At 45.4% G+C, this 20359-nt stretch carries 23 protein-coding genes; 20 read left to right on the top strand and 3 right to left on the bottom strand.

Going from position 1 to position 20359, the window contains the following annotated elements:
* The first annotated feature begins 228 nt into the window (after nucleotides 1-228).
* The 3 genes from OQJ75_RS08180 (at nucleotide 229) to norW (ending at nucleotide 3832) form a co-directional block, all read left to right on the top strand.
* Nucleotides 229-885, top strand: a complete 657-nt coding sequence (locus tag OQJ75_RS08180) for an NAD(P)H-dependent oxidoreductase (protein ID WP_017061511.1) — start codon at nucleotides 229-231, stop codon at nucleotides 883-885.
* Nucleotides 886-1161: 276 nt separating this feature from the next.
* On the top strand, nucleotides 1162-2661 hold the full coding sequence (gene norV / locus OQJ75_RS08185; RefSeq protein ID WP_265972501.1) for an anaerobic nitric oxide reductase flavorubredoxin: 1500 nt from the start codon (nucleotides 1162-1164) through the stop codon (nucleotides 2659-2661).
* Nucleotide 2662: 1 nt separating this feature from the next.
* Nucleotides 2663-3832, top strand: a complete 1170-nt coding sequence (gene norW / locus OQJ75_RS08190; RefSeq protein ID WP_265972500.1) for an NADH:flavorubredoxin reductase NorW — start codon at nucleotides 2663-2665, stop codon at nucleotides 3830-3832.
* A 99-nt stretch (nucleotides 3833-3931) separates the two neighbouring features.
* Here the strand turns inward: norW and gltS are convergent, their stop codons facing one another.
* Together gltS and OQJ75_RS08200 are read right to left on the bottom strand one after the other, a co-directional pair.
* A complete protein-coding gene (gltS, locus tag OQJ75_RS08195) occupies nucleotides 3932-5158 on the bottom strand; it encodes a sodium/glutamate symporter (protein ID WP_265972499.1) in 1227 nt (408 codons plus the stop codon).
* Nucleotides 5159-5475: 317 nt separating this feature from the next.
* The gene (locus OQJ75_RS08200; RefSeq protein ID WP_017630327.1) at nucleotides 5476-5832 is read right to left on the bottom strand and encodes a YibL family ribosome-associated protein; all 357 of its coding nucleotides are present in this window, start codon (nucleotides 5830-5832) and stop codon (nucleotides 5476-5478) included.
* Nucleotides 5833-6159: 327 nt separating this feature from the next.
* Here OQJ75_RS08200 and OQJ75_RS08205 point away from each other — a divergent pair, with 327 nt between their 5' ends.
* Nucleotides 6160-6957: a DUF4344 domain-containing metallopeptidase gene (locus tag OQJ75_RS08205; RefSeq protein ID WP_265972498.1), complete on the top strand. Its 798-nt coding sequence runs from the start codon at nucleotides 6160-6162 to the stop codon at nucleotides 6955-6957.
* 121 nt (nucleotides 6958-7078) lie between these two features.
* On the opposite strand, the gene OQJ75_RS08210 is transcribed toward OQJ75_RS08205, so the two are convergent.
* Nucleotides 7079-7465, bottom strand: a complete 387-nt coding sequence (locus tag OQJ75_RS08210) for a tautomerase family protein (protein ID WP_060980884.1) — start codon at nucleotides 7463-7465, stop codon at nucleotides 7079-7081.
* Between the two features lie 264 nt (nucleotides 7466-7729).
* Between OQJ75_RS08210 and OQJ75_RS08215 the strand changes: the two genes are divergently transcribed.
* The 16 genes from OQJ75_RS08215 to OQJ75_RS08290 all read left to right on the top strand — a co-directional run bounded on the left by OQJ75_RS08215 (nucleotide 7730) and on the right by OQJ75_RS08290 (nucleotide 20338).
* Nucleotides 7730-8350 carry an LON peptidase substrate-binding domain-containing protein gene (locus tag OQJ75_RS08215; RefSeq protein ID WP_265972497.1) on the top strand — a complete coding sequence of 207 codons (621 nt, stop codon included), beginning with the start codon at nucleotides 7730-7732 and terminating at the stop codon, nucleotides 8348-8350.
* A gap of 110 nt (nucleotides 8351-8460) precedes the next feature.
* Nucleotides 8461-9108 carry a sigma-70 family RNA polymerase sigma factor gene (locus OQJ75_RS08220; protein WP_265972496.1) on the top strand — a complete coding sequence of 216 codons (648 nt, stop codon included), beginning with the start codon at nucleotides 8461-8463 and terminating at the stop codon, nucleotides 9106-9108.
* On the top strand, nucleotides 9101-9781 hold the full coding sequence (locus OQJ75_RS08225) for a ChrR family anti-sigma-E factor (RefSeq protein WP_265972495.1): 681 nt from the start codon (nucleotides 9101-9103) through the stop codon (nucleotides 9779-9781). The genes OQJ75_RS08220 and OQJ75_RS08225 overlap by 8 nt, the downstream gene beginning before the upstream one ends.
* 174 nt (nucleotides 9782-9955) lie before the next feature.
* Complete coding sequence (locus OQJ75_RS08230) at nucleotides 9956-10903, top strand: YbgA family protein (RefSeq protein WP_265972494.1); 948 nt, start codon at nucleotides 9956-9958, stop codon at nucleotides 10901-10903.
* Nucleotides 10900-12315: a deoxyribodipyrimidine photo-lyase gene (gene phrB, locus OQJ75_RS08235; protein ID WP_265972493.1), complete on the top strand. Its 1416-nt coding sequence runs from the start codon at nucleotides 10900-10902 to the stop codon at nucleotides 12313-12315. The genes OQJ75_RS08230 and phrB overlap by 4 nt, the downstream gene beginning before the upstream one ends.
* 14 nt (nucleotides 12316-12329) lie before the next feature.
* The gene (locus OQJ75_RS08240; protein ID WP_265972492.1) at nucleotides 12330-12761 is read left to right on the top strand and encodes a nuclear transport factor 2 family protein; all 432 of its coding nucleotides are present in this window, start codon (nucleotides 12330-12332) and stop codon (nucleotides 12759-12761) included.
* On the top strand, nucleotides 12761-13492 hold the full coding sequence (locus OQJ75_RS08245; RefSeq protein ID WP_265972491.1) for an SDR family NAD(P)-dependent oxidoreductase: 732 nt from the start codon (nucleotides 12761-12763) through the stop codon (nucleotides 13490-13492). Before OQJ75_RS08240 ends, OQJ75_RS08245 begins: the two co-directional genes overlap by 1 nt.
* Before the next feature lie 2 nt (nucleotides 13493-13494).
* Nucleotides 13495-14766: an NAD(P)/FAD-dependent oxidoreductase gene (locus OQJ75_RS08250; RefSeq protein WP_265972489.1), complete on the top strand. Its 1272-nt coding sequence runs from the start codon at nucleotides 13495-13497 to the stop codon at nucleotides 14764-14766.
* Nucleotides 14763-15569, top strand: coding sequence for a DUF1365 domain-containing protein (locus OQJ75_RS08255; protein ID WP_265972488.1), 807 nt, complete (start codon nucleotides 14763-14765; stop codon nucleotides 15567-15569). Before OQJ75_RS08250 ends, OQJ75_RS08255 begins: the two co-directional genes overlap by 4 nt.
* A 118-nt stretch (nucleotides 15570-15687) precedes the next feature.
* Nucleotides 15688-16968, top strand: coding sequence for an SAM-dependent methyltransferase (locus tag OQJ75_RS08260; RefSeq protein WP_265972487.1), 1281 nt, complete (start codon nucleotides 15688-15690; stop codon nucleotides 16966-16968).
* The gene (locus OQJ75_RS08265; protein WP_265972485.1) at nucleotides 16946-17467 is read left to right on the top strand and encodes a DUF2878 domain-containing protein; all 522 of its coding nucleotides are present in this window, start codon (nucleotides 16946-16948) and stop codon (nucleotides 17465-17467) included. Before OQJ75_RS08260 ends, OQJ75_RS08265 begins: the two co-directional genes overlap by 23 nt.
* 3 nt (nucleotides 17468-17470) lie before the next feature.
* Nucleotides 17471-18058, top strand: coding sequence for a chalcone isomerase family protein (locus OQJ75_RS08270; RefSeq protein ID WP_145571327.1), 588 nt, complete (start codon nucleotides 17471-17473; stop codon nucleotides 18056-18058).
* A complete protein-coding gene (locus tag OQJ75_RS08275; protein ID WP_265972484.1) occupies nucleotides 18055-18597 on the top strand; it encodes a DUF3833 domain-containing protein in 543 nt (180 codons plus the stop codon). The genes OQJ75_RS08270 and OQJ75_RS08275 overlap by 4 nt, the downstream gene beginning before the upstream one ends.
* A 228-nt stretch (nucleotides 18598-18825) precedes the next feature.
* Nucleotides 18826-19089: a hypothetical protein gene (locus tag OQJ75_RS08280; protein ID WP_048660586.1), complete on the top strand. Its 264-nt coding sequence runs from the start codon at nucleotides 18826-18828 to the stop codon at nucleotides 19087-19089.
* Between the two features lie 227 nt (nucleotides 19090-19316).
* Nucleotides 19317-19991 (top strand): SDR family NAD(P)-dependent oxidoreductase, encoded by a 675-nt coding sequence (locus OQJ75_RS08285; protein WP_265972483.1) that lies wholly within the window; start codon nucleotides 19317-19319, stop codon nucleotides 19989-19991.
* A gap of 107 nt (nucleotides 19992-20098) precedes the next feature.
* Nucleotides 20099-20338, top strand: a complete 240-nt coding sequence (locus tag OQJ75_RS08290) for an RNA recognition motif domain-containing protein (RefSeq protein ID WP_017057644.1) — start codon at nucleotides 20099-20101, stop codon at nucleotides 20336-20338.
* The last annotated feature ends 21 nt before the right edge of the window (nucleotides 20339-20359 follow it).

A 20359-nucleotide genomic window follows, 5' to 3' on the forward strand; every position in this document is an offset into this window, starting at 1 on the left:
TTAACTATAGTGATTTGATATGTTCGCTATTTTTCCCGAGTCATTCTTCTATTATCTTACACCCATCGACTTGAGCTACCGCAGATACTCGATTTATTGGGGCATGTTCGATAACCATTTAGACGTTCAATCTATAGAGATTCGTTCAAATTGGTTATCCGTTTATTGTTGACGTGACTGAACATAAAACCCTACAACATTTATTATTGATAGATATTAGGATTCAACATGACTCATCCAATCATTACTGATCTAAACACTCGTTACACAGCTAAAAAATACGATGCAGAAAAACGCATCTCTGCGGAAGACATGGAAGTAATCAAAGAAGCACTTCGCTTGTCGGCTTCTTCTATCAACTCTCAGCCTTGGAAATTCATCATCATTGAGAGTGACGCAGCAAAACAGCGCTTCCACAATACTTTCGAAAACATGTTCCAGTTTAACCAACCACATGCGAAAGAAGCGTCACACACGATCCTGTTTGCTCACGATCCTAAGTACACAAAAGAGAAATTCGCGAAGCGTGCTGATACAGAAGTAAGCTCTGGTCACCTACCAGCTGAAATGTACGAGCAATTCTTAGGTGCTTACGCATTCGCAGAAATGAACACAGACGAAACAGGTTTCAACGGTAACTGGACTAAGTCTCAAGTTTACATCGCACTAGGTAACACACTGCACACACTAGCTCGTCTAGGCATCGCTTCAACACCTATGGAAGGTGTAGACGCAGCTATGATCAGCGAAGAGTTTGCTGACGAACTAGAAGGTCACGTTGTTGATGTAGCACTCGCTATCGGCTACCACAAAGACGGCGAAGACTACAACTACGGCAAACCAAAAGCGCGCCTAGCTCTTGATGAAGTCGTTACTACACTATAACAGACACTGATCTGTAATAGCTGACACAAACAAATCGCACTGCTTTATTTGGCCAGACGCTCGTCTGGCCTTTTTTATATCTGTTATTTATCCAAGCCACTACCCACGGACAAGTCATAAAGACTCATCTATATCAATATGATTGCAAAAATTAACAAGTCATAAAGACACATCTTAGGGTTAAATAGCAAGCAATTTCATACAAAACAAAAATTTAAAAACATGGCACAACTAGTGCAATGAGAGCCTTAGATATTTCAATAAGGTATTATCATTATGACTATTCACGTTAAATCAAATGTTCATTGGGTCGGCGTTCACGATTGGGAAACCGAACACTTCCACGGTAAGGAATACCACATGAACAAAGGTACCAGCTATAACTCGTACCTGATCCGTGAAGAGAAGACAGTGCTTGTCGATACTGTCGATCATCGCTTTACTGAGCAATTCCTTGCAAACCTAGAGATGGAAATCGATATCAATGAAATCGACTACATCATTTGCCAACACGCTGAAGAGGACCACTCAGGCGCCCTCTCTGCGCTGCTTGCTAAAATTCCGAACACGCCGGTTTATTGTACTGAAGCTGGCGTTAACTCGATTGTTGGTCATCACCATCAACCAGACTGGAACTTCAGAACCGTTAAAACTGGCGATACGCTCGATGTGGGTAACGGCAAGCAACTTATCTTTGTTGAGATGAAAATGCTGCACTGGCCAGACTCAATGGCGACCTACCTAACTGGCGATGAAATCCTGTTCAGTAATGATGCCTTCGGTCAACACTACTGTGACGAGAACCTATTCAACGACCAACTAGACCAAGTTGAACTGCACGAGCAGTGCCTACGATACTTCTCGAATATCCTGACGCCATTTGCACCTCTAGTGAAAGCAAAAATCGAAGAGGTGTTGAGCTTGGGTGTGCCTATCGATGTTATCGCCACTTCTCACGGCTGTATTTGGCGCGACAACGCCACCCAAATCGTTGAGCAATACTACGAGTGGTCTAAAGCCTACAAAGAAGATCGCATCACCATTGTGTACGACACCATGTCGAACAACACTCGTATGATGGCCGATGCTATTGCTAAAGGGATCCGCAAAGGTAGCCCAGAAACGGCGATCAAGGTGTTCAACATTTCAAAGCACGACAAGAATGACATCCTTGCCAATATCTTCCGCTCAAAGGGCGTACTCGTGGGTTCATCAACCATGAACAACGTAATGATGCCGCAAATCGCAGCTTTACTTGAAGAGATACACGGCCTGCGCTTTGCAGAAAAAAGAGCCGCAGCCTTCGGGTCTTCAGGTTGGACTGGTGGCGCAGTAAAACGCATCGATGCGCGCCTACGTGAAGCCAATTTCGAAGTCAGCGCACCACAACACATCCACTGGAAACCAGACACAGACGCCCTTCGCCAGTGCATCGATTACGGCATGACACTGGCTGAGGTTTGGCGTGCCGATGAAACTGAGGTTAGCCAACCTAAGCAAGTGGAGCGCAACGTACAACGCATTGAATCAGCACCGACAAGCACCCCAACAGAGCTAAAAGACACAGCAGAACAGAACCTAGAACAAACGCAAGATAAGCCTGTACATAGTGCAGATTGCACGTGCTGGCGTTGCACTGTGTGTGAATGGGTGTACGACCCACAACTAGGCGAACCGTACCAAGGCGTCGAACCGGGAACACCATGGGCACAAGTACCTGATGATTTCCTTTGTCCAGAATGTCATTTAGGCAAAGAAGTGTTTGTGGAGAAGTAGCATGCCGAACATTGTTATTGTGGGCGGCGGTTTCGCTGCCCTTCAAACCATCAAGATGGTACGTAAGCTAGACCAAGATATTGCGATTACCATGATCACCGCTGATGCGGGTGTTGAGTACAGCAAGCCAAACCTTTCGCATGCGTTTAGTCAGGCACAAACGCCTGAAACACTGGCAATACATAGCGCTCAACAGTTGGCTGATCAGTACAACGTCGTTATCAAGACCAAAGCGCTGGTGAGCGAAATAGACACTAAGCAGCAATGTGTTCATGTTGATGACGAAACCATCCATTATTCAAAGTTGGTATTAGCAACAGGCGCAACGCCCTTCATACCACCAGCGAAAGGGCTAAAACGCAGCGCGACTATTACTCTTAATAGCTTGGAAGAGTTCGAAAAACACAAAGCGCAGGTCGATGATGCACAGCGAGTCACTGTGATTGGCGGCGGCTTGATCGGGGTCGAGCTCGCCTTCGACCTTCAAACCGCAGGCAAAGATGTCACTATCATCGAACCCGCGAGTTACTTGCTCAATAGCTTAGTGCCCCCTTTCGTGTCCCTAGAGCTGGAAAGAGAGCTAAGAAAAGCAGGCATCACCGTTGAAACCGATTCAGCGGTGTGTCGAGCAACTTATCTAACTGATGGCGTCAGGTTGCAAACTACCGCTTCTCGCTTGATACGAACCGACATCGTGATTGCAGCAGCAGGACTAAGGCCAAACACGCAGTTAGCAACACAAGCGGGCATCGAAGTAAACAGAGGGATTGTGGTCGATGAAACCATGAGAACCAGTGCCGAGAATGTGTATGCGATTGGTGACTGCGCCGAAATAGAGGGTCGTGTGATGGCTTATCTACAACCCGCTATCTTGTCTGCAAACGTGTTGGCTAAGCAGCTCGCTATGGATAAAGATAAGTTCATAGCGGGAGAAGGAAAGCTCAGCTTGCCTCACATCATTACTAAGGTGAAAACACCAAGTTACCCAATTCAACTTGCTGGGCGTGATATTCAAACCGCGCAAAGCTGGGAAACGCGATTCGACCCGAAAGGCATTATCGCAAAAGGCTTTAATGAAGATGATCAATTGGTTGGATTCATTGTCACGGGAGAGCACACCAAAGCCGCTTTCCCTTTGCTTAAAGAGCTACAAGCCAGCTCACCCGCATAAGTTCTAGATGCGCTAATACAAAAAAAGCCAGTCAACAGACTGGCTTTATTGTGTTCATCTTAGTGCGATGAGCTCATCGCGTTTAAGCAAAGGCGAACATTAACCGATAAACGAGATGTAACCTTGAAGGATAATCAGGTTAACGATATCGATAAAGAAGGCACCAACGATTGGCACCACCATGAAGGCTTGTGGCGATGGACCAAAACGGTTCACCAAAGAGCCCATGTTCATTACCGCTGTTGGTGTTGCACCTAGGCCGAAACCACAGTGACCACCTGCCATAACCGCTGCGTCGTAATTAGAACCCATTACTTTGAACGTCACAAAGTAAGAGAAGATACCCAACACAACCGCCTGAACCGCAAGGATAACCAAGAACGGAATCGCAAGGTCAAAGATGTTCCAAAGCTTAAGGCTCATTAGCGCCATTGCTAGGAACAGTGACAATGACACCGTACCAAGAATATCGACCGTTTCGCTGTCAGTCTTATGCAGCTTAGTCACTTCAAACACGTTAGTGATGAACACACCGATAAACAACGCGTAAACGAAGTCAGGAATCATCAACCAAGAAATTTCAAAAGTCGCCACCCACTGCTCTAGGTACTTCGCACCCGTGATACAGATAAGAAGAATGAACAATACTTCAATCACCTTCTTCGCCGTCACTTTGTCTTCTTCGTACTCGTTATAAGTAACCAGTTCAGGGAAGCGTTCGTGCGTTTGCGTGCCAGTACCGTATTCAGATTCAAGATTGTTCTTATCAATCAGCTTTTGCGCCACAGGGCTACCGATGATACCACCGATGATCAAACCAAAGGTCGCTGAAGCCATCGCGATTTCTAGCGTATTTGCAATGCCAAATGTGTCTGCAAAAGTTTGAGACCAAGCCGCGCCTGTGCCGTGACCGCCCGAAAGGGTGATAGAGCCAGCAATCAAACCCATCAAGGGTTCAAGGCCTAGTGCCGTTGCTAAGGTTACGCCTACACCGTTTTGGATAATGATGTAAACCGACGCTACCCCTAAGAATAGGAATACCTTTGCGCCACCCTTTATAAGCTGGGTGTAGTTAGCCGCAAGGCCAACCGTTGCAAAGAACATCAACATAAACGTGTTCTGCAGGGGCAAAGAAAACTCAAGGTCAAGGCCGTTAAAGTGCAGGGCTGTAATAGCAAAAGCGACAATCAAGCCGCCGACAATGGGCTCTGGAATGTTGTACTTTTTGAGAATCGGAAGCTTTGCATTGACGAAATGACCTAGAAACAAAACACTAATCGCGATTAGGAAGGATTCTAGTGGTCCAATTGAAATTAATTGATTCATATAACCTCTATTTTTTTACTTTCTCATCTTCCCTAATGAGTCTAGTTTTATCTGTAATTATTTGTGCTGCTCTACCTATATTTATACAAACTGGAGAGAAAGTGTGGATTCGAAAAGCGAACACATTACTGCGATCGCTTAGTGCCATGTTAGTAGCACGTTAACTTTTTAAAGGAGATAAAAGGATTTGTGACAACAATCACCTCCTAAAAGTTGAAAACGGCGTGAGTATCTATGCCGCAGACTCTGCTTTCTTAATACCTAAAAAAGCAAAAAGGAGCTATTTCTAGCTCCTCTTTCATCACCATCGCTGGTAATTAGAATTTTTTCGGTGCGTAACCAGTCATAACTTCAATGCGAAGTTCTTTACCGACCTTCGTCATTGGGTGAACAATTACGAGTCCTTTAACAGACTTTTTCAGTTTACCCATATCCGCTTGCTCAGCCTTAGTGATTTCACGGCTAAATGGCATATCAACCAGAGACTTACGCTCTTGGTTCACATCAAAGCTTTCTTTGTGTTTAAGCTGGGCAATTTTCTTAGTTAGCTTCTTAATCTCTTCCTCGAACTGACGAACAACAGGACGATCATTACGAGTTTTAGCAGCATCTAGCTTGTGGCGACACTTGTCTAGACGGTTGTTAATTTGTTGAAGTTCGTTTTTAACACTCATAATAATTTCCTAAGATTAAACAAGCCAATTCGGATTGGGGCGCGGAGTATAGCACAAGGGTTCTGTTGAACCGAAATTTATCTGTTAATTACCAACAGAAACGAATCACATCGACACCGCTCATTCAGCTTGCCTATTCTTTGTGGCGAACCTCTCAGCGGATTATTCATTGATAGGATAGCGTCTACTTCAAAAATTGCAGTCCTCGATGCATCAAAATTCCGTCTAAACTTATACTCTAACGCAGTAACTAAATCAGGGTACACAGCTTGGAGCTGTTACCCCCAGCAACGACTCTGATTCGCAACGTAATCACAAGGATAGCCGATGACATTATTGAAACGAACATTGACCTGCAGCCTAGCCCTGAGTGCAATGTTTACCGCAACTTATGCATCTAGTGAACAAACACCCCAAAGTAACCTAATCGTCGAGTACTCTGCACCGCAAAATGTTGAAGAAGAACAGCTCAAACGCGAAATTCAAAACAGCGGTGTTAATGACACCGTGGTCGACCTATCAAACCAACTGTTCATGTTTGAGAAACCATTAACCATTCAATATGGCGGGGAAGAAGGACCACTCTACGATCCACAAACCCATCAAGTGCTGATCCCTTATAGCTTTTACGCTGAGTCACTCAATTATTTCGAGAAGAACCAATACGAAAAAGAGTACGGGAAATCAGCGCAAACCGGCGCTATTGATACCTTGCTGCACACCCTGCTGCACGAAGCTGGGCACGCGTATATCGAAGATCAGAACATTGCCATATTGGGTAAAGAAGAAGATGCAGTTGATAACCTAGCAACCGTGCTACTGCTTAACTACGTAGAGCATGGAGCCGATGCCGCTATCAGCGCTGCAGACATGTTCGCTTTCGAGTCAGAAGACCGCCCGGAATATTACGACTTGGGGGAATACATCGACGAGCACAGTTTCGACCTGCAGCGTTACTTCTCCACGTTATGCTTGGTGTATGGCAGCGATCCTGATGCCTATAAGAACTTGCTCGATGAAGTGGAAAACGACTATTTGAAAGACAGAAAAGAGTTCTGCGTCGAGCACTTTGACGTGATCAATGAAAATTGGCATCAGTATTTAAAAGAGAGTGACGATGCTTAGATGCTTAGATGCTTAAAGGTTAGTGTCGAGAACTAGAAAAACGGCTTTGGCATCAAATTCCAAATCCGTCACTCGATGGGTTGGCTTAAGTCTTACGTGCTAAGAGCTAAGAGTTTAAACCCTAGACCTTCACCTTATACTTAAGATCTTGGGCTTCATCGCCTGTCATGCCTCGGAACCCCCAACAGTGCGATGGCTGTTCTTTGATAGTGATTTCAATATCAATCGGAGAGATAGCCAGCTGCTTTTCTATTTCAGAAAATATCTTCTTAATTAAACGCTTCTTGGTGTTCACCGCTCGACCTTCCATCATGTTGATCTCAATAACGGTGTAGGCCTCTGTCCGTCCTTCAGGGTAAAAGAAATCGTCTCTTTCTAATGGCACAAACCGATGTGCGCGCTTGTCATCAGGTAAACCCATCTCACTGTTTAAACACTGCTGCAACACGTTCGAGAGTTGCAGCTTAACTGGATTTAAGCACTCTTTGATACCATAGATAACAATCATGACCATTCCTTTGATACGATGTCAGGTAAAGAAGAACGTTAGATAGCAGCATCGTCAAGCCACCATCCATTCGCTTACTATTTGTACATATAGTACCTAATACCGTCGATGAAAGAAGGTTAAAACAATGAATTTATGAACAGGTGCAACAAAAAACATATCCTCACCAAATAGCAGCAAACAATTACAGCCACAGCGAATTGATCGAACTCTAGCCACTGCCCGTATATCTCCCTGAATCACATCTGAACTAAGGAGTGCTATGTGCCTAATACACCTAGGAAGACCACACGGACAAAAGCCGAACCAGAAACACCCGTAGAGTCTTCTCTAGAACTCGCTGTGTTTCCCCTCCCCGTCTTCCTGTTACCTGGAGGGAGACAAAGGCTGCGCATTTTTGAGCCCAAATACCTTGCGATGGTTGCACACGCAGCGCAGGGCGATGGCTTTATCATTGCCACTCAAGACAACGTAAACTCAGAACATCTCAGCTCTTGGGGAACAAAAGTATCCATCGTAGATTTTAATATGTCTGATGATCAGATATTGGAGATCGACGTGGAGGGTCAGCAACTTGTGCAGCTTCACTCCTCTCATAGAGATACCGTTGGCCTAATCAAAAGTAAATTCAGACCGCTACCCCATTGGCCAGTTCTCGAATACGACGTGCCTAACGTGTTTACTGCGTTTTTGGTTCAACTGTTTCGCGACCACGATTCGATAAGAACCCTTTACCCCACGCCTGATTTCGAAAGCCCACAATGGATTTGTGCGCGACTACTCGAGATGATGCCTATCCCTTTGGAAAAGAAAACAGAGTTCACCGAGCCCGCTAGCTTTCCTTCTTTAGTTCCTTTTTTGAATCAAATCATTACGGGGCAATAAGCACTTTTCTTCACTATAATTTTGTATAGTAGAAATTAATTTAAATTAAAGTGATCCCGACTTTCTCCTTTCACGTAGTGCATATCAAATTCGCATGATGGTTAGTTACTATGCAAGTGGAAAGCAGAAGTTCAGGGAACGGCAAGGAGCATGTCATTATTCCCGATAACAAAGTACCTACAGACAACAAAGTACCGACAGAGCTCTCGAGCTGGTTGGTGTTGGTTGGTACAGACCGAGACAAACAGGCGTTCACCTGTTTGTTCAAGTTCTTCGCTCCTAAGATCAAGCGTTTTGGCATTAGTAAGTTGGGTGGCGAAGCTGCTGCCAACGAGCTAGTTCAAGACACGATGACTAACGTTTGGAAGAAAGCGCATCTCTACAATGTAGACAAAGGCGCTGCGACCACTTGGGTCTACACGGTAATGCGTAATGCATCGTTCGATATGTTGCGCAAAGTGAAAGCGAAAGCCGAACAAACGATAGCCGACGATATCTGGCCAATCGATGCGATGGTAGCCGAGTCTCAAAGCGAAGATTTGCCATTCGGTGACCATTTGATGAGCCGACACGTAATGACTCAAATAGAAAAGTTGCCTCTCGCTCAGAAAACCATCGTCAAAGGCATTTACTTTCAAGAGCTCTCTCAAGAGCAACTCGCTCAGCAACTTGGCGTCCCACTTGGAACAGTGAAATCACGTCTGAGACTCGCTTTAGCCAAATTAAAAGTTCACATGGGGGAACAAGACCATGATTAAACATCACCCAAACGCGGCAATCTTGAAAGACTTCGTCGATGGCACGTTGGCTGATTCAGTTTCTTTGATTGTTTCTAGCCATGTAGAGCTGTGTGAACACTGCCAACAACAAGTCAAGCAGCTTACCGCTGAAGCAGCGAATAATGCATTTGACGCAGAGCCAGTATTCTCAAATGAAGATCTAGACAGCTTCTCAATGGACGACATGGACTTAGATTTTGATGCGATAGATCAAATTACAGCTGATGCTTCTCAGTCAGTTGAAGTGACTCCAGAGGTTCAGAAAGTAACCGTCGCTGACACGACATTCACAATCCCTCGCGCCCTCAACTCAGTAGCGAGAAAGGACTGGATGAACCTAGGCAAAATTTCACGAGCAAGACTCGATTTTGCTGACGAGGCACACCACACCAGCTTGTTGCACATCGATAAAGATGGACAAGTGCCTTGCCACACACATAAAGGTTTCGAGATCACGCTTCTTCTAGAAGGCAGTTTCGAAGACGAAATGGGCGTTTACAACAAAGGTGACTTCATCTGGTTGGATGGCAATCACACTCATCAACCGGCAACAAAAGAAGGTTGTGTCTGTTTAACCGTTTCAAGTGATGCGCTTTACTTCACAAAAGGTGTGAGCCAACTATTCAATCCACTTGGAAAATATATCTATTAACCCAGTTGCACGCTATAAATATACAGGATGGCATGAAGCTATCCTGTATATCGTCAATACATCTGAATAAAAACAACTACGGTGTCAAAGTAAAAACACACCCAGCTCTGTAAGTACGATTAGCAATGTTGAACTATAAGAAAAAGCTCAGAGCAAGAGCAAAGGAGTTGGCCAATGGAAAAGAAAATCAAAATCGGTATCAGTGCATGTGTTGCTGGACACAAAGTACGTTTCGACACAGGTCATAAACGCTCTCGTTTTTGTACAGACGACCTAGCAGACTACGTGGAATTGGAACCTGTTTGCCCAGAGATGGCTGTTGGTCTTCCAACCCCTCGTCCAACCATTCGTCAAACAAGAATGCTAGATGACATCATCCATGTTTCTCGCCCTGATGGCTCAGGTGATGTGACCAACGAACTGATCGAGTTCGGTCAAAACTACTCAAAGAACAACCAACACATTGCTGGCTTTATTGTTTGTCAAAAAAGCCCAACCTGTGGCATGGAGCGCGTGAAGGTGTACCACCACCATGGTCGCGGCTCTGAATCGACAGGCATAGGCATGTTCACACAACAAATTATGGACGGTAATCCGTTACTTCCCGTTGAAGAAAACGGCCGCCTTAACGATCCAATTTTGCGTGAAAACTTCATGACTCGAGTGTTCACTTACCAAAAATGGCTCGATCTCGTGGATGAAGGTGTGACCAAACACAAACTGATTCAGTTCCACAGCGCCCACAAATACCTAGTCATGTGTCACCACGTTGAGGGTTACAAAAGCTTAGGTAAACTGTTAGCGGGTAATGACTTAGAAATCGACGAACTAGCGGCTCAATACATCGAAGGCTTGATGACAGCGTTATCGCATCACGCGAATCGAGGCAGTCATGCCAATACGCTGCATCATTTGCAGGGTTACTTTAAAAAACAACTGAGTAGCGCTCACAAGCAAGAGCTGACCAACCAGATCGCATCATTCAGAGAGGGCGTTGTTCCACTGCTAGTGCCACTGACACTGATCAATCACTACCTGATGGAATACCCGAACGAATACCTAGAATCACAGGTTTACCTAAACCCGCACCCTCAAGAACTTAAACTGAGATACGGATATTGAGCGACATACTATGGATACGACGAGACCTGCGGATTCACGATAACCCAGCGCTCGTCGCGGCAGTTGAAAACAGCGTAACGACCGCCGTTTTCATTTCAACACCTCAAACGTGGCAGCAACACCACCTTGCGCCAATCAAAGCTGATTTCATCTATCGTCATCTAAAACAACTCGATTCCCAGCTCGCTGAATTCGGGATAACGTTGCTTCACTTGAAAGCGACCGATTTTGACGACCAATCCCAACAGCTCATCGATTTGTGCCAGCAGCTTGATGCCAAGTGCGTCTACGCTAACTCAGAACCAGAGGTCGATGAACATGCGCGCGATAAAAAGCTGATTTCAAGCGGCCTAAACCTGAAGATCAGCGATTGTGACGTTATGCTGCCACTCGGTAGTGTTCTCAACAAACAAGGCGAGATGTTCAAAGTCTTTACGCCCTTTAAGAACGCTTGGTTAAAAGAAGTTCAGGTGAAAGGCATCATTTGCAGTCCAGCTCCTGTCGAGTCAGCTGAACGTTCACAAACACAGCTTCCTGACGACTTACAAGCCTTAACCCTCTCCGCTGACTATGATTTCGACTTTCCTCGTGTTGATTCGAGTCGCTGGCCATTAAGCCAGGATGTATTAGGCAATGTGATCCCCAATTTCTTGGGCAATAAAGTCAACGACTATGCACTTCTGAGAGACATTCCCTCAGTTAAAGGAACATCTGGCCTATCGCCTTATTTAGCGATTGGCGCCGTGAGCCCACGTTGGTTAGCGATTCAATTGATTCAGCAACAGCCCGACCTGTTATTTGATACGCAATTACCGGCCTTTTGTTGGCTCAATGAATTGATTTGGCGAGATTTTTATAAGCATTTGATGTTCCACCATCCTAAACTGGTTAAAGGTGCTAACTTTCAGCAAAAATACAATGGTTTAGATTGGTATCACGATCACCCTAGCTTCAAAGCTTGGTGCGAAGGAAAAACAGGATATCCATTGGTTGATGCAGCAATGCGTCAACTGGTTGAAACGGGCTGGATGCACAACAGGCTAAGAATGGTGGTGGCAAGCTTCCTAACCAAGCACCTGCTTATTGACTGGCGTTGGGGCGAACGTTTCTTTATGTCACACCTTATCGACGGTGACTTTAGTGCCAACAATGGTGGCTGGCAGTGGGCTTCAAGTACGGGCTGTGATGCTCAACCTTACTTCCGAATTTTCAATCCAATCACTCAGAGTGAAAAGTTTGATCCAAAAGGAATTTTTATTCGTAAGTACATACCAGAGCTGCAAAATATCCCAGATAAGCATGTGCATTTCCCACATGACTTTATCGCTAAAAACGGAATAGACAGCGAATACTGGCAACCCATCGTTGAGCATAAAGAAGCACGATTGAGAGCCTTAGCCTTCTTCAAATAATTAGAGTGAATATTATGGATAACTCTCTATGGCTTGATAACTTTCTCAACATGTATCGAGAACTCGGAACCGACAATTTCGACGTGCTAAAGACGGTTTATCACCCTGATATCGAATTCCAAGATCCGCTGCATCATGTCAGCGGAATTGCTGCTCTAACTCATTACTTCGAAAACATCTACACGCAAGTGACCAGCTGTGATTTCCACATCGAGCACGTTTTTGAAGCCGATGGGGAAGCCGCGGTGTATTGGACGATGCAATTCGCTCACAAGCAATTGAATGGTCAAAAGCCTATCGAAGTTCAAGGCCACAGCCACTTGAAGATGCTCGATGACCAAGTGATCTATCACAGAGACTACCTCGACGTCGGCTCTATGTTGTATGAACACATTCCAGTCTTGGGCTGCGCGATCAAATCCATCAAGAAAAGAGCGAGCCGATAATGCGTATTATGATTACAGGCGCGACCTCAGGTATCGGCCAATCCCTAGCTAAAGATTACGCTCAGCAAGGGCATCAGGTGATTGCTTGTGGCCGTAACTCAGACAAGCTGCAAGCTTTAGTTGATTCTCACGATACAGACGTCGCGCATTCATCCATTACACCGCTCTGTTTCGATCTGACCGATTACCACAATTTCCCAGAACTCGACCAAGACAAGCCGCTCGATCTGCTGATTTTAAATGCGGGTGATTGTGAGTACATCGACGACCCAGTGAACTTTGATGCCGAGCTTTTCGAGCGCGTCATCAACATAAACCTCATTTCAATTGGCTACGCCCTTAAAGCTTGGTTAAAAAACATCAAGCCCGGCGGCCGTTTAGTTTTAGTCAGCTCCAGCGCCAGCTTTTTACCTTTACCAAGAGCCGAGGCTTATGGCGCTTCAAAGGCAGCCCTCACCTACTTAGGCAGAACACTTTCGGTTGATCTGGCAACGCACAACATTCATGTCTCAATTGTGCACCCAGGCTTTGTTGAAACGCCATTAACCGAGCGAAATACGTTCTCTATGCCTATGATTATTAGTAGTGAGGCCGCAACTCAGCGAATCGTAAATGGTATCGCTCAAGGAAAGAGTGAAATTGATTTCCCAAGACGATTCATCATGTTGATGAAGCTACTAAGAATGCTTCCAACTCCAGTTTGGCAAAAACTCGCTTCAAGGATGGTATAACAATGAAAAAAATCGCCATTATAGGTTCAGGCATCTCTGGACTGACTTGCGCACATGTATTAGATAAACACCACGACGTTACGGTATTCGAGAAAAATGACTACGTCGGTGGGCACACTGCTACGGTTGATATAGAACACCGAGGCACGGCGTTTTCAATTGATACTGGCTTTATCGTTTTCAACGATCGAACCTACCCAAACTTCAACAAACTGCTTGAGCAACTCGGTGTTGAAAGGCAACCCACTGAAATGAGCTTCAGCGTACACAACACCACGACTAAATTCGAATACAACGGCCACAGCATTAATTCGTTATTCGCGCAGAGGAGCAACATCTTCAAACCTCAGTTCTGGTCTTTAGTGTCTGACATTCTCAAGTTCAATAAACTGTGTAAGGCCCAGTTTGAAAGCAATGAATTCACACCAGACGTTACCCTTGGCAGTTTCTTGCGTGAAAACCAGTTTTCCGACTTTTTCAGCCAGCACTATATCCTACCAATGGGCGCAGCTATCTGGTCGACAAGCCTAGAAGAGATGGAAGAATTTGAGCTTAAATTCTTCATCCAGTTTTTCTACAACCATGGATTGCTCGATATCGCGAACCGTCCTCAGTGGTATGTGATTCCAAAGGGATCGCGTTCTTATGTTGAAATCATCCTTTCACGCCTAAGTAAGCCTGTTGCACTCAATACATCGATTAAACAAGTGACTCGCCAAGAAACAGGCGTCACGATTGAATTTGAAGATGGCAGCACACAAGACTTCGACGAAGTAATCTTTGCCTGTCACTCAGACCAAGCGTTACGTTTACTCGGCGATGCGACAGAGCAAGAACAACAGGTACTGGGCGAAATCCCATATAGCCGTAATGAAGTGGTTCTGCATACCGATACCCGCCTACTGCCAGATAGAAAGCTAGCTTGGGCAAGCTGGAACTACATGTTGGATGGCGACAGCAAACGACCAGCCTGTGTCACTTACAACATGAACATTCTGCAAGGCATCGAAAGCCAAGACACCTTCTGTGTGACCTTAAATCAAAGCGAAGCCATCGACCCAGAAAAAATCATTCGCAGCTTTGTTTATCATCACCCGGTACTTAACTCGAACACGGTAGAAGCTCAGCACAAACGCGAACAGATCTGTGGCAAAAACCAGACTCACTTCGCCGGCGCATACTGGTACAACGGGTTCCATGAAGATGGCGTCCACAGTGCACTCGACGTGACCAAACGCTTCGGTTTAGATTTGAGTACGAGTTCAGCGCTATGAACAGTCAAACTCTGACATCCGAAATGGAGATCGCATCTGAAAAGAGTGAAGAGCTCAGCGGTATCTATTGGGGCAACGTCAGACACCGCCGCTTTGGCGACATCACTCATGAGTTCAGCTATCAGCTGTATATGATGGGGTTAGATCTCGATGAACTGCCCCAAACCACAGCGCGTAGTGTGCTGTTCGGAACTCGATGGTACAACCCGATTCGCTTCGTCGAATCGGATTATCTCGCTGAAAAAAAAGAAAATGCCACCACGGATGAACCAAAATCACTTAAACAACGTATAGCTTCCAAAGTGCAAAAACTTGGTGGGATTTGGTCTGATTCAAACCGTGTGACGATGCTGGCTCAGTGCCGCTGTTTAGGTATCTACTTCAGCCCAATCAACTGTTTCTTCTGTTACGACGAAACTGGAGATTGTAATTATATGTTGGCTGAGGTGAGTAACACGCCTTGGCGAGAAAGACACTATTATCTGATCGACATGCACCAAGAGTTGAAAGTAAAAAAAGAGTTTCACGTTTCGCCGTTTATGGATTTGAACATGACTTATTTTTGGAAGATTAGGCCACCAGCGAAACGCACCTTGGTCCACATTGAAAGCCGCCGAGACGACAAGCTTTTCGATGCGACACTGGCTTTGACGAAACAGTCAGTAACCAAGACAAACATTAGACGAACGGTATTCAAGATTCCGGCAATGACGATTAAAGTCGTGATTGGAATTTATTATCAGGCTCTCAAATTATTCCTGAAAAAAGTACCGTTTGTGGGGCATCCAGACTCAACATCTTAAGTGTCTTCACAGCAACTAAATAATAGAACTCGACCCAAGCTTGGGTTGGCTCCAACCAAGGGGCACAACCCAGCTTAATTGGCACAAAATATTAGAATGAGTTATCAGCGAGGTTTACATGGAACAGCTTGCCAAACAAAACAACAATATTGAACATCAAGCTAAAGCCGTTGCTGTTTCAAGCAACTGTAAATATCGAGCTTTAATCTTTAAGGTTTTAGAAAGCCTGCAATTTGCGACGCTTGAGATCATTGAGCGCGACCAGCATTCGGTGTTCGGCGATCGAGAAGCCGAGTTGAAAGGTCAAATCGTCATTCATGATGCCACTTTTTTTAGAGATGTGGTCATCAATGGCAGTATTGGTGCATCTGAGGCCTACATTGACGGCAAATGGACAAGCCCAGATCTCACCAAAGTGATTCAAATCATGGCTCGAAATCAATCTCAACTCGACGAGCTTGACGATAAAACACAATGGATTTCTCGCATCAAAAACTTATTGCTGCGTCGTAAGAATGCCAACACCGAGCAAGGCTCTAAGCGCAATATTCTCGCGCATTACGATATTGGCAATGAACTGTACGAGCGCTTCCTAGACAGCTCAATGCAGTACTCTTCCGCTATCTACAGCGAAGAAGCAGAAACCCTATCCAAAGCTCAGCAAAACAAAATGAAAACCATCTGTGAGCGATTAGAGTTGTCAGAGAAAGATAACGTGGTCGAGATAGGCACAGGCTGGGGTGGCTTAGCTATATTCATGGCGCAACACTACGGATGCCATGTCACCACTACCACAATCTCAGATGCCCAACACGCGCTTGCAGAACAGAGAGTAAAAGCGCTTGGCTTAACCGACAAAATCACCCTGCTTAAAGAGGATTATCGTAACCTCACTGGTGAGTATGACAAGTTGGTCTCTATCGAGATGATTGAGGCGGTCGGTCATGAATATCTCCAGACCTTCTTTGAGAAATGTTCATCGCTACTTAAACCTTCAGGCAAGATGCTGATCCAAGCGATTACTATTGCTGACAGCCGTTACGACAAATACCGCAAAGGTGTCGACTTTATTCAAAAGTACATCTTCCCCGGCGGTTGCCTACCTTCGGTTTCAGTGATGACCCAACACCTTGCGACCAGTACAGACCTTGTTGTCCAAGAAATCGATGACATTGGCCTGCACTACGCTCGAACGCTTAATGATTGGAATGTTGCCTTTGAAAACAGTTGGGAAGAGTTAGAGTCTCTCGGCTATTCAGAAGAGTTTAAGCGCTTGTGGATCTTCTACTTCTGCTACTGTGAAGGTGCATTCAAAGAGCGCGTGATCAGTACTCATCACTTAGTTGCTAGAAAACCTCGTTACTTTGGAGCAAAAGATGAAACGGTTTTGGATTATTAATCTCGTTCTGTTTCAAGCGACCTGGGTTTGCAGCGCATTCTTTACCGCGCAAGCCCCGTTCGTGACACCACTGATTGTGGCCGTTCACTTCCTTCTCTCCCCTACTCGCAGTAGCGATCTGAAAATACTCGTTTTATTACCATTAGGGCTGTTGCTTGATAGCCTCTTACTTCACTTCGGCGTGTTTGCCGTCGACTCTGAAATTGCTAATCAATCGTGGTTTCCAGTGTGGCTCGTTTGCCTGTGGATCATGTTTTTAATCAGTTTTAACCACAGCCTAAATTGGCTTTTAAAATGCTCGAAAGTGATCTTGTTTGCCATAGGGTTCGTAGCAGGTACTAGTAGTTATTGGGGAGGCATCAAAGCAGGCGCCCTTCTTACTACTTGGCCAGATGCATCGGTGTTAGCTGCCCTTGCAATAAGTTGGGGGTTTTTGTTGCCCTTACTGGTGGCCGCCTACTCCAACTTAGTACAACCTAAAATGGCATCAACGAGGTGACTTATGGCTTTTCCACACAACCCTACGCAAGCGTTCAAATCTGAGAGCAACGTTAGTCGCGTTCGCACTCAAACAAGCGAGCAATCAAGAAACCGACTATTTAGCTTAGTCACCTTAACCCTCATTTGCGCAGCACTCCTATTTACCGAAAATGCCAAAGCTTCTGCTGTCGATGATTTAAACAAGCGTGGTCAAGGTGAGATGAGTTACTTGTTTTGGACTTTGTATTCTGCAGAGTTCTATACCACTCCATCTAACTCTGAGCGTGCTTTGAAACTTGAGTACTACCGAGCAATTGACAGCAAAGACCTTGTAGACGCAACCAAAGACCAGTGGAGCAAACTTGGTTACTCCAACAACAATATCCAACGTTGGTTGAAGCCTTTGTACGCAATGTGGCCCAGTGTTGAAGAAGGAAGCACCCTCACTATCCGTGTCGCTGAAGACAACGTAAGTCGCTTCTATTTCGATGAGCAACCCATAGGCACCATCCAAGACAAACAGTTTGGCGAAGCCTTCTTAGCTATCTGGTTATCTGAAAACACATCCGAGCCCGGCCTTCGCAAACAACTATTAGGTTTAAATAAATGAGTCAAAAAACAAAAATAATAAAATACGCTCTAGCACTGCTTTCTCTCACTTGGCTAGCGGGTTGTGGCTCTGCAAATCTAGAGAATCACGTAGACACTACTCCCGAGCTCAAGCTTGAAACCTTCTTTAATGGCGAGTTAATGGCCTACGGTATCGTGCTCGACCGTTCTGGCAATTTACTACGCCGCTTCGACGCCAAGCTTATCGCCACGTGGGACGGTGACAATGGAGAGATCAAAGAGTGGTTCTCTTTCGCCGATGGTGAGCGTTCAACCCGAATTTGGAACCTGATAAAAACCGGCGAAAATACCTATTCAGGTACTGCCAATGATGTAGTAGGCACCGCTTACGGCGAGACCCAAGGTTCGGCTCTGTATTGGAAATACGATTTAGAAATAGAAGTCGACGGCAGCACTTATGAAGTCGTGTTAGATGATTGGATGTTCTTAATGGATGACAAACGATTGTTCAACAAAACTGAGATGTCTAAATTCGGCTTCAAGGTCGGAGAGGTCATCTTATACATCGAGAAAATCTGATTGAACGAGCCTTAGCTTTACCCTGTTTGGTTAGCCTTTAATTACAGCCCACAACGACATGTTGTGGGCTGTCTTGTTTGTTCCCGCGAATTGCATACCTGAAAGCTCAAGCCTCTGTGCTAAGATGCGCCACCAGCATACAAATGGGCTAGACTCATACTCAGCAGTTCCTGTTTGTTTCGCTTAGCGTAGATTCCCTACCATGATTAATTGAAAAGGCTTTAAAGCATGAGCAAGTTGACCTCAGCGGAGCGTAAAGCTCGCGACAATGAACGTTTCTCACAACGCGTAAACGACCGCAGAGAAAAAGGTGAAGACGTAGTTGCTTACGCACTGACCAACAAAAAAGCAGTGAAGTTCCTGACTAAGTCAGAGAAAAAGCGCCTTAACGAGATGAAAGCGACTCTCCAAGAAGAGAAGCGAGTTAAAGAACAAGAAGAGCTAAACCGAATCGAAGACGCGTTCACTGTTAAACAGTTCGACGACGAATAATCACTTCTGATTGCTTAAAAGCGCTGGCACTATGCTGGCGCTTTTACTTTCTGACGCACTTTCCCTCTCGAGATGCATTCATTTGCCCTTTCACCTCACTAATCTCTAATCTCAGCTTTACCGTTCAGCCCATCAATCAAGCCATCCGCCAACTTTAGCCCTAGATCTCAGAAAAACTCGCCTCAGCCCCTTAATATCTCGATTCAATTCTACAAATCTAAGACAGTATGATTTTAATTACCGGATCAAGCAGCGGTTTAGGCGCAGCGCTCGCGACACAATACGCTAACAATGCAACCGATGCTCAACGCATCGCCATTACAGGTCGCAATGCACAACGTTTAGCTGAGGTAGCGAAAAACCTACCGGCGAATCCCATTAGCCACGCGTGTGACCTCTGTGACCCACACTCCGTGAGCGAGATGCTTGATGCGTTGCCAGAAATGCCTAAGCTCGTGATTCACAGTGCTGGCAGTGGCTACTTCGGTAAGATAGAACAACAGGATCCTGCAGCCATCAGTGACATGCTGAAAAACAACATCGAATCGTCGATCTTTTTGGTTCGAGAATTGGTTCAGCGTTACAAAGATCAGCCCGTTACGATTGCTGTGGTTATGTCGACAGCTGCCCAAGGCGCTAAAGCAGAAGAGTCCACTTACTGCGCTGCCAAGTGGGCCGTGAAAGGCTTTATCGAATCAGTAAGATTGGAGCTAAAAGGTCACCCGATGAAAATCGTTGCTGTCTATCCCGGCGGAATGGCGACCGAGTTTTGGGGAACGAGTGGCAAAGCGATGGATACCTCTAGCTTTATGACCGCTCAAGAAGCCGCTCAAATGCTGCAACAGGCGTTAACCAGTACTGAGCATGGCTTCGTATCAGACATCACGATAAACCGCGGCTAGTGCTTAGACAGAGCGACAAGGAAATAGAGTCGCAAGATAATTATTTGTGAGGGTGAGCATGAAAGTGTGCGACAATGCTCGGCGTAAATTCATATTCAAGGTTTATTATGAAACTTCTAGTTCGTAACCTATCGCGCTCTACTTCTGAGCAAGACATCCGTGTGCTATTTTCTGAGTTTGGCTCAGTAAAAGAGTGCAGCCTAGTTTTAGACCAAGAAACTGGCGACTCAAAAGGCTTTGCTTTTGTTGAAATGCCAGAGCACGAAGAAGCTAAAGCGGCACTAAACAAGCTGAACATGACTAAGCTTGGCAAAAACACGATTCGTGTAAAAGTAGCGAACTCTTAATCGAGCAACGCTTCATAAGCC

Origin of the sequence: Vibrio sp. 14G-20, assembly GCF_026241515.1 — a bacterium.
GTDB lineage: Bacteria > Pseudomonadota > Gammaproteobacteria > Enterobacterales > Vibrionaceae > Vibrio.

Excerpts from the sequence above, each read along its gene's own strand:
- OQJ75_RS08250 (WP_265972489.1), top strand. The coding sequence starts at position 13,495 with ATGAAAAAAATCGCCATTATAGGTTCAGGCATCTCTGGACTGACTTGC.
- OQJ75_RS08230 (WP_265972494.1), top strand. The coding sequence starts at position 9,956 with ATGGAAAAGAAAATCAAAATCGGTATCAGTGCATGTGTTGCTGGACAC.
- OQJ75_RS08180 (WP_017061511.1), top strand. The coding sequence starts at position 229 with ATGACTCATCCAATCATTACTGATCTAAACACTCGTTACACAGCTAAA.
- OQJ75_RS08220 (WP_265972496.1), top strand. The coding sequence starts at position 8,461 with ATGCAAGTGGAAAGCAGAAGTTCAGGGAACGGCAAGGAGCATGTCATT.
- OQJ75_RS08210 (WP_060980884.1), bottom strand. The coding sequence starts at position 7,465 with ATGATTGTTATCTATGGTATCAAAGAGTGCTTAAATCCAGTTAAGCTG.
- OQJ75_RS08205 (WP_265972498.1), top strand. The coding sequence starts at position 6,160 with ATGACATTATTGAAACGAACATTGACCTGCAGCCTAGCCCTGAGTGCA.
- OQJ75_RS08290 (WP_017057644.1), top strand. The coding sequence starts at position 20,099 with ATGAAACTTCTAGTTCGTAACCTATCGCGCTCTACTTCTGAGCAAGAC.
- OQJ75_RS08265 (WP_265972485.1), top strand. The coding sequence starts at position 16,946 with ATGAAACGGTTTTGGATTATTAATCTCGTTCTGTTTCAAGCGACCTGG.
- norW (WP_265972500.1), top strand. The coding sequence starts at position 2,663 with ATGCCGAACATTGTTATTGTGGGCGGCGGTTTCGCTGCCCTTCAAACC.
- gltS (WP_265972499.1), bottom strand. The coding sequence starts at position 5,158 with ATGAATCAATTAATTTCAATTGGACCACTAGAATCCTTCCTAATCGCG.
- OQJ75_RS08260 (WP_265972487.1), top strand. The coding sequence starts at position 15,688 with ATGGAACAGCTTGCCAAACAAAACAACAATATTGAACATCAAGCTAAA.
- OQJ75_RS08245 (WP_265972491.1), top strand. The coding sequence starts at position 12,761 with ATGCGTATTATGATTACAGGCGCGACCTCAGGTATCGGCCAATCCCTA.
- OQJ75_RS08275 (WP_265972484.1), top strand. The coding sequence starts at position 18,055 with ATGAGTCAAAAAACAAAAATAATAAAATACGCTCTAGCACTGCTTTCT.
- OQJ75_RS08255 (WP_265972488.1), top strand. The coding sequence starts at position 14,763 with ATGAACAGTCAAACTCTGACATCCGAAATGGAGATCGCATCTGAAAAG.
- OQJ75_RS08280 (WP_048660586.1), top strand. The coding sequence starts at position 18,826 with ATGAGCAAGTTGACCTCAGCGGAGCGTAAAGCTCGCGACAATGAACGT.
- OQJ75_RS08270 (WP_145571327.1), top strand. The coding sequence starts at position 17,471 with ATGGCTTTTCCACACAACCCTACGCAAGCGTTCAAATCTGAGAGCAAC.
- norV (WP_265972501.1), top strand. The coding sequence starts at position 1,162 with ATGACTATTCACGTTAAATCAAATGTTCATTGGGTCGGCGTTCACGAT.
- OQJ75_RS08285 (WP_265972483.1), top strand. The coding sequence starts at position 19,317 with ATGATTTTAATTACCGGATCAAGCAGCGGTTTAGGCGCAGCGCTCGCG.
- OQJ75_RS08240 (WP_265972492.1), top strand. The coding sequence starts at position 12,330 with ATGGATAACTCTCTATGGCTTGATAACTTTCTCAACATGTATCGAGAA.
- OQJ75_RS08200 (WP_017630327.1), bottom strand. The coding sequence starts at position 5,832 with ATGAGTGTTAAAAACGAACTTCAACAAATTAACAACCGTCTAGACAAG.
- OQJ75_RS08225 (WP_265972495.1), top strand. The coding sequence starts at position 9,101 with ATGATTAAACATCACCCAAACGCGGCAATCTTGAAAGACTTCGTCGAT.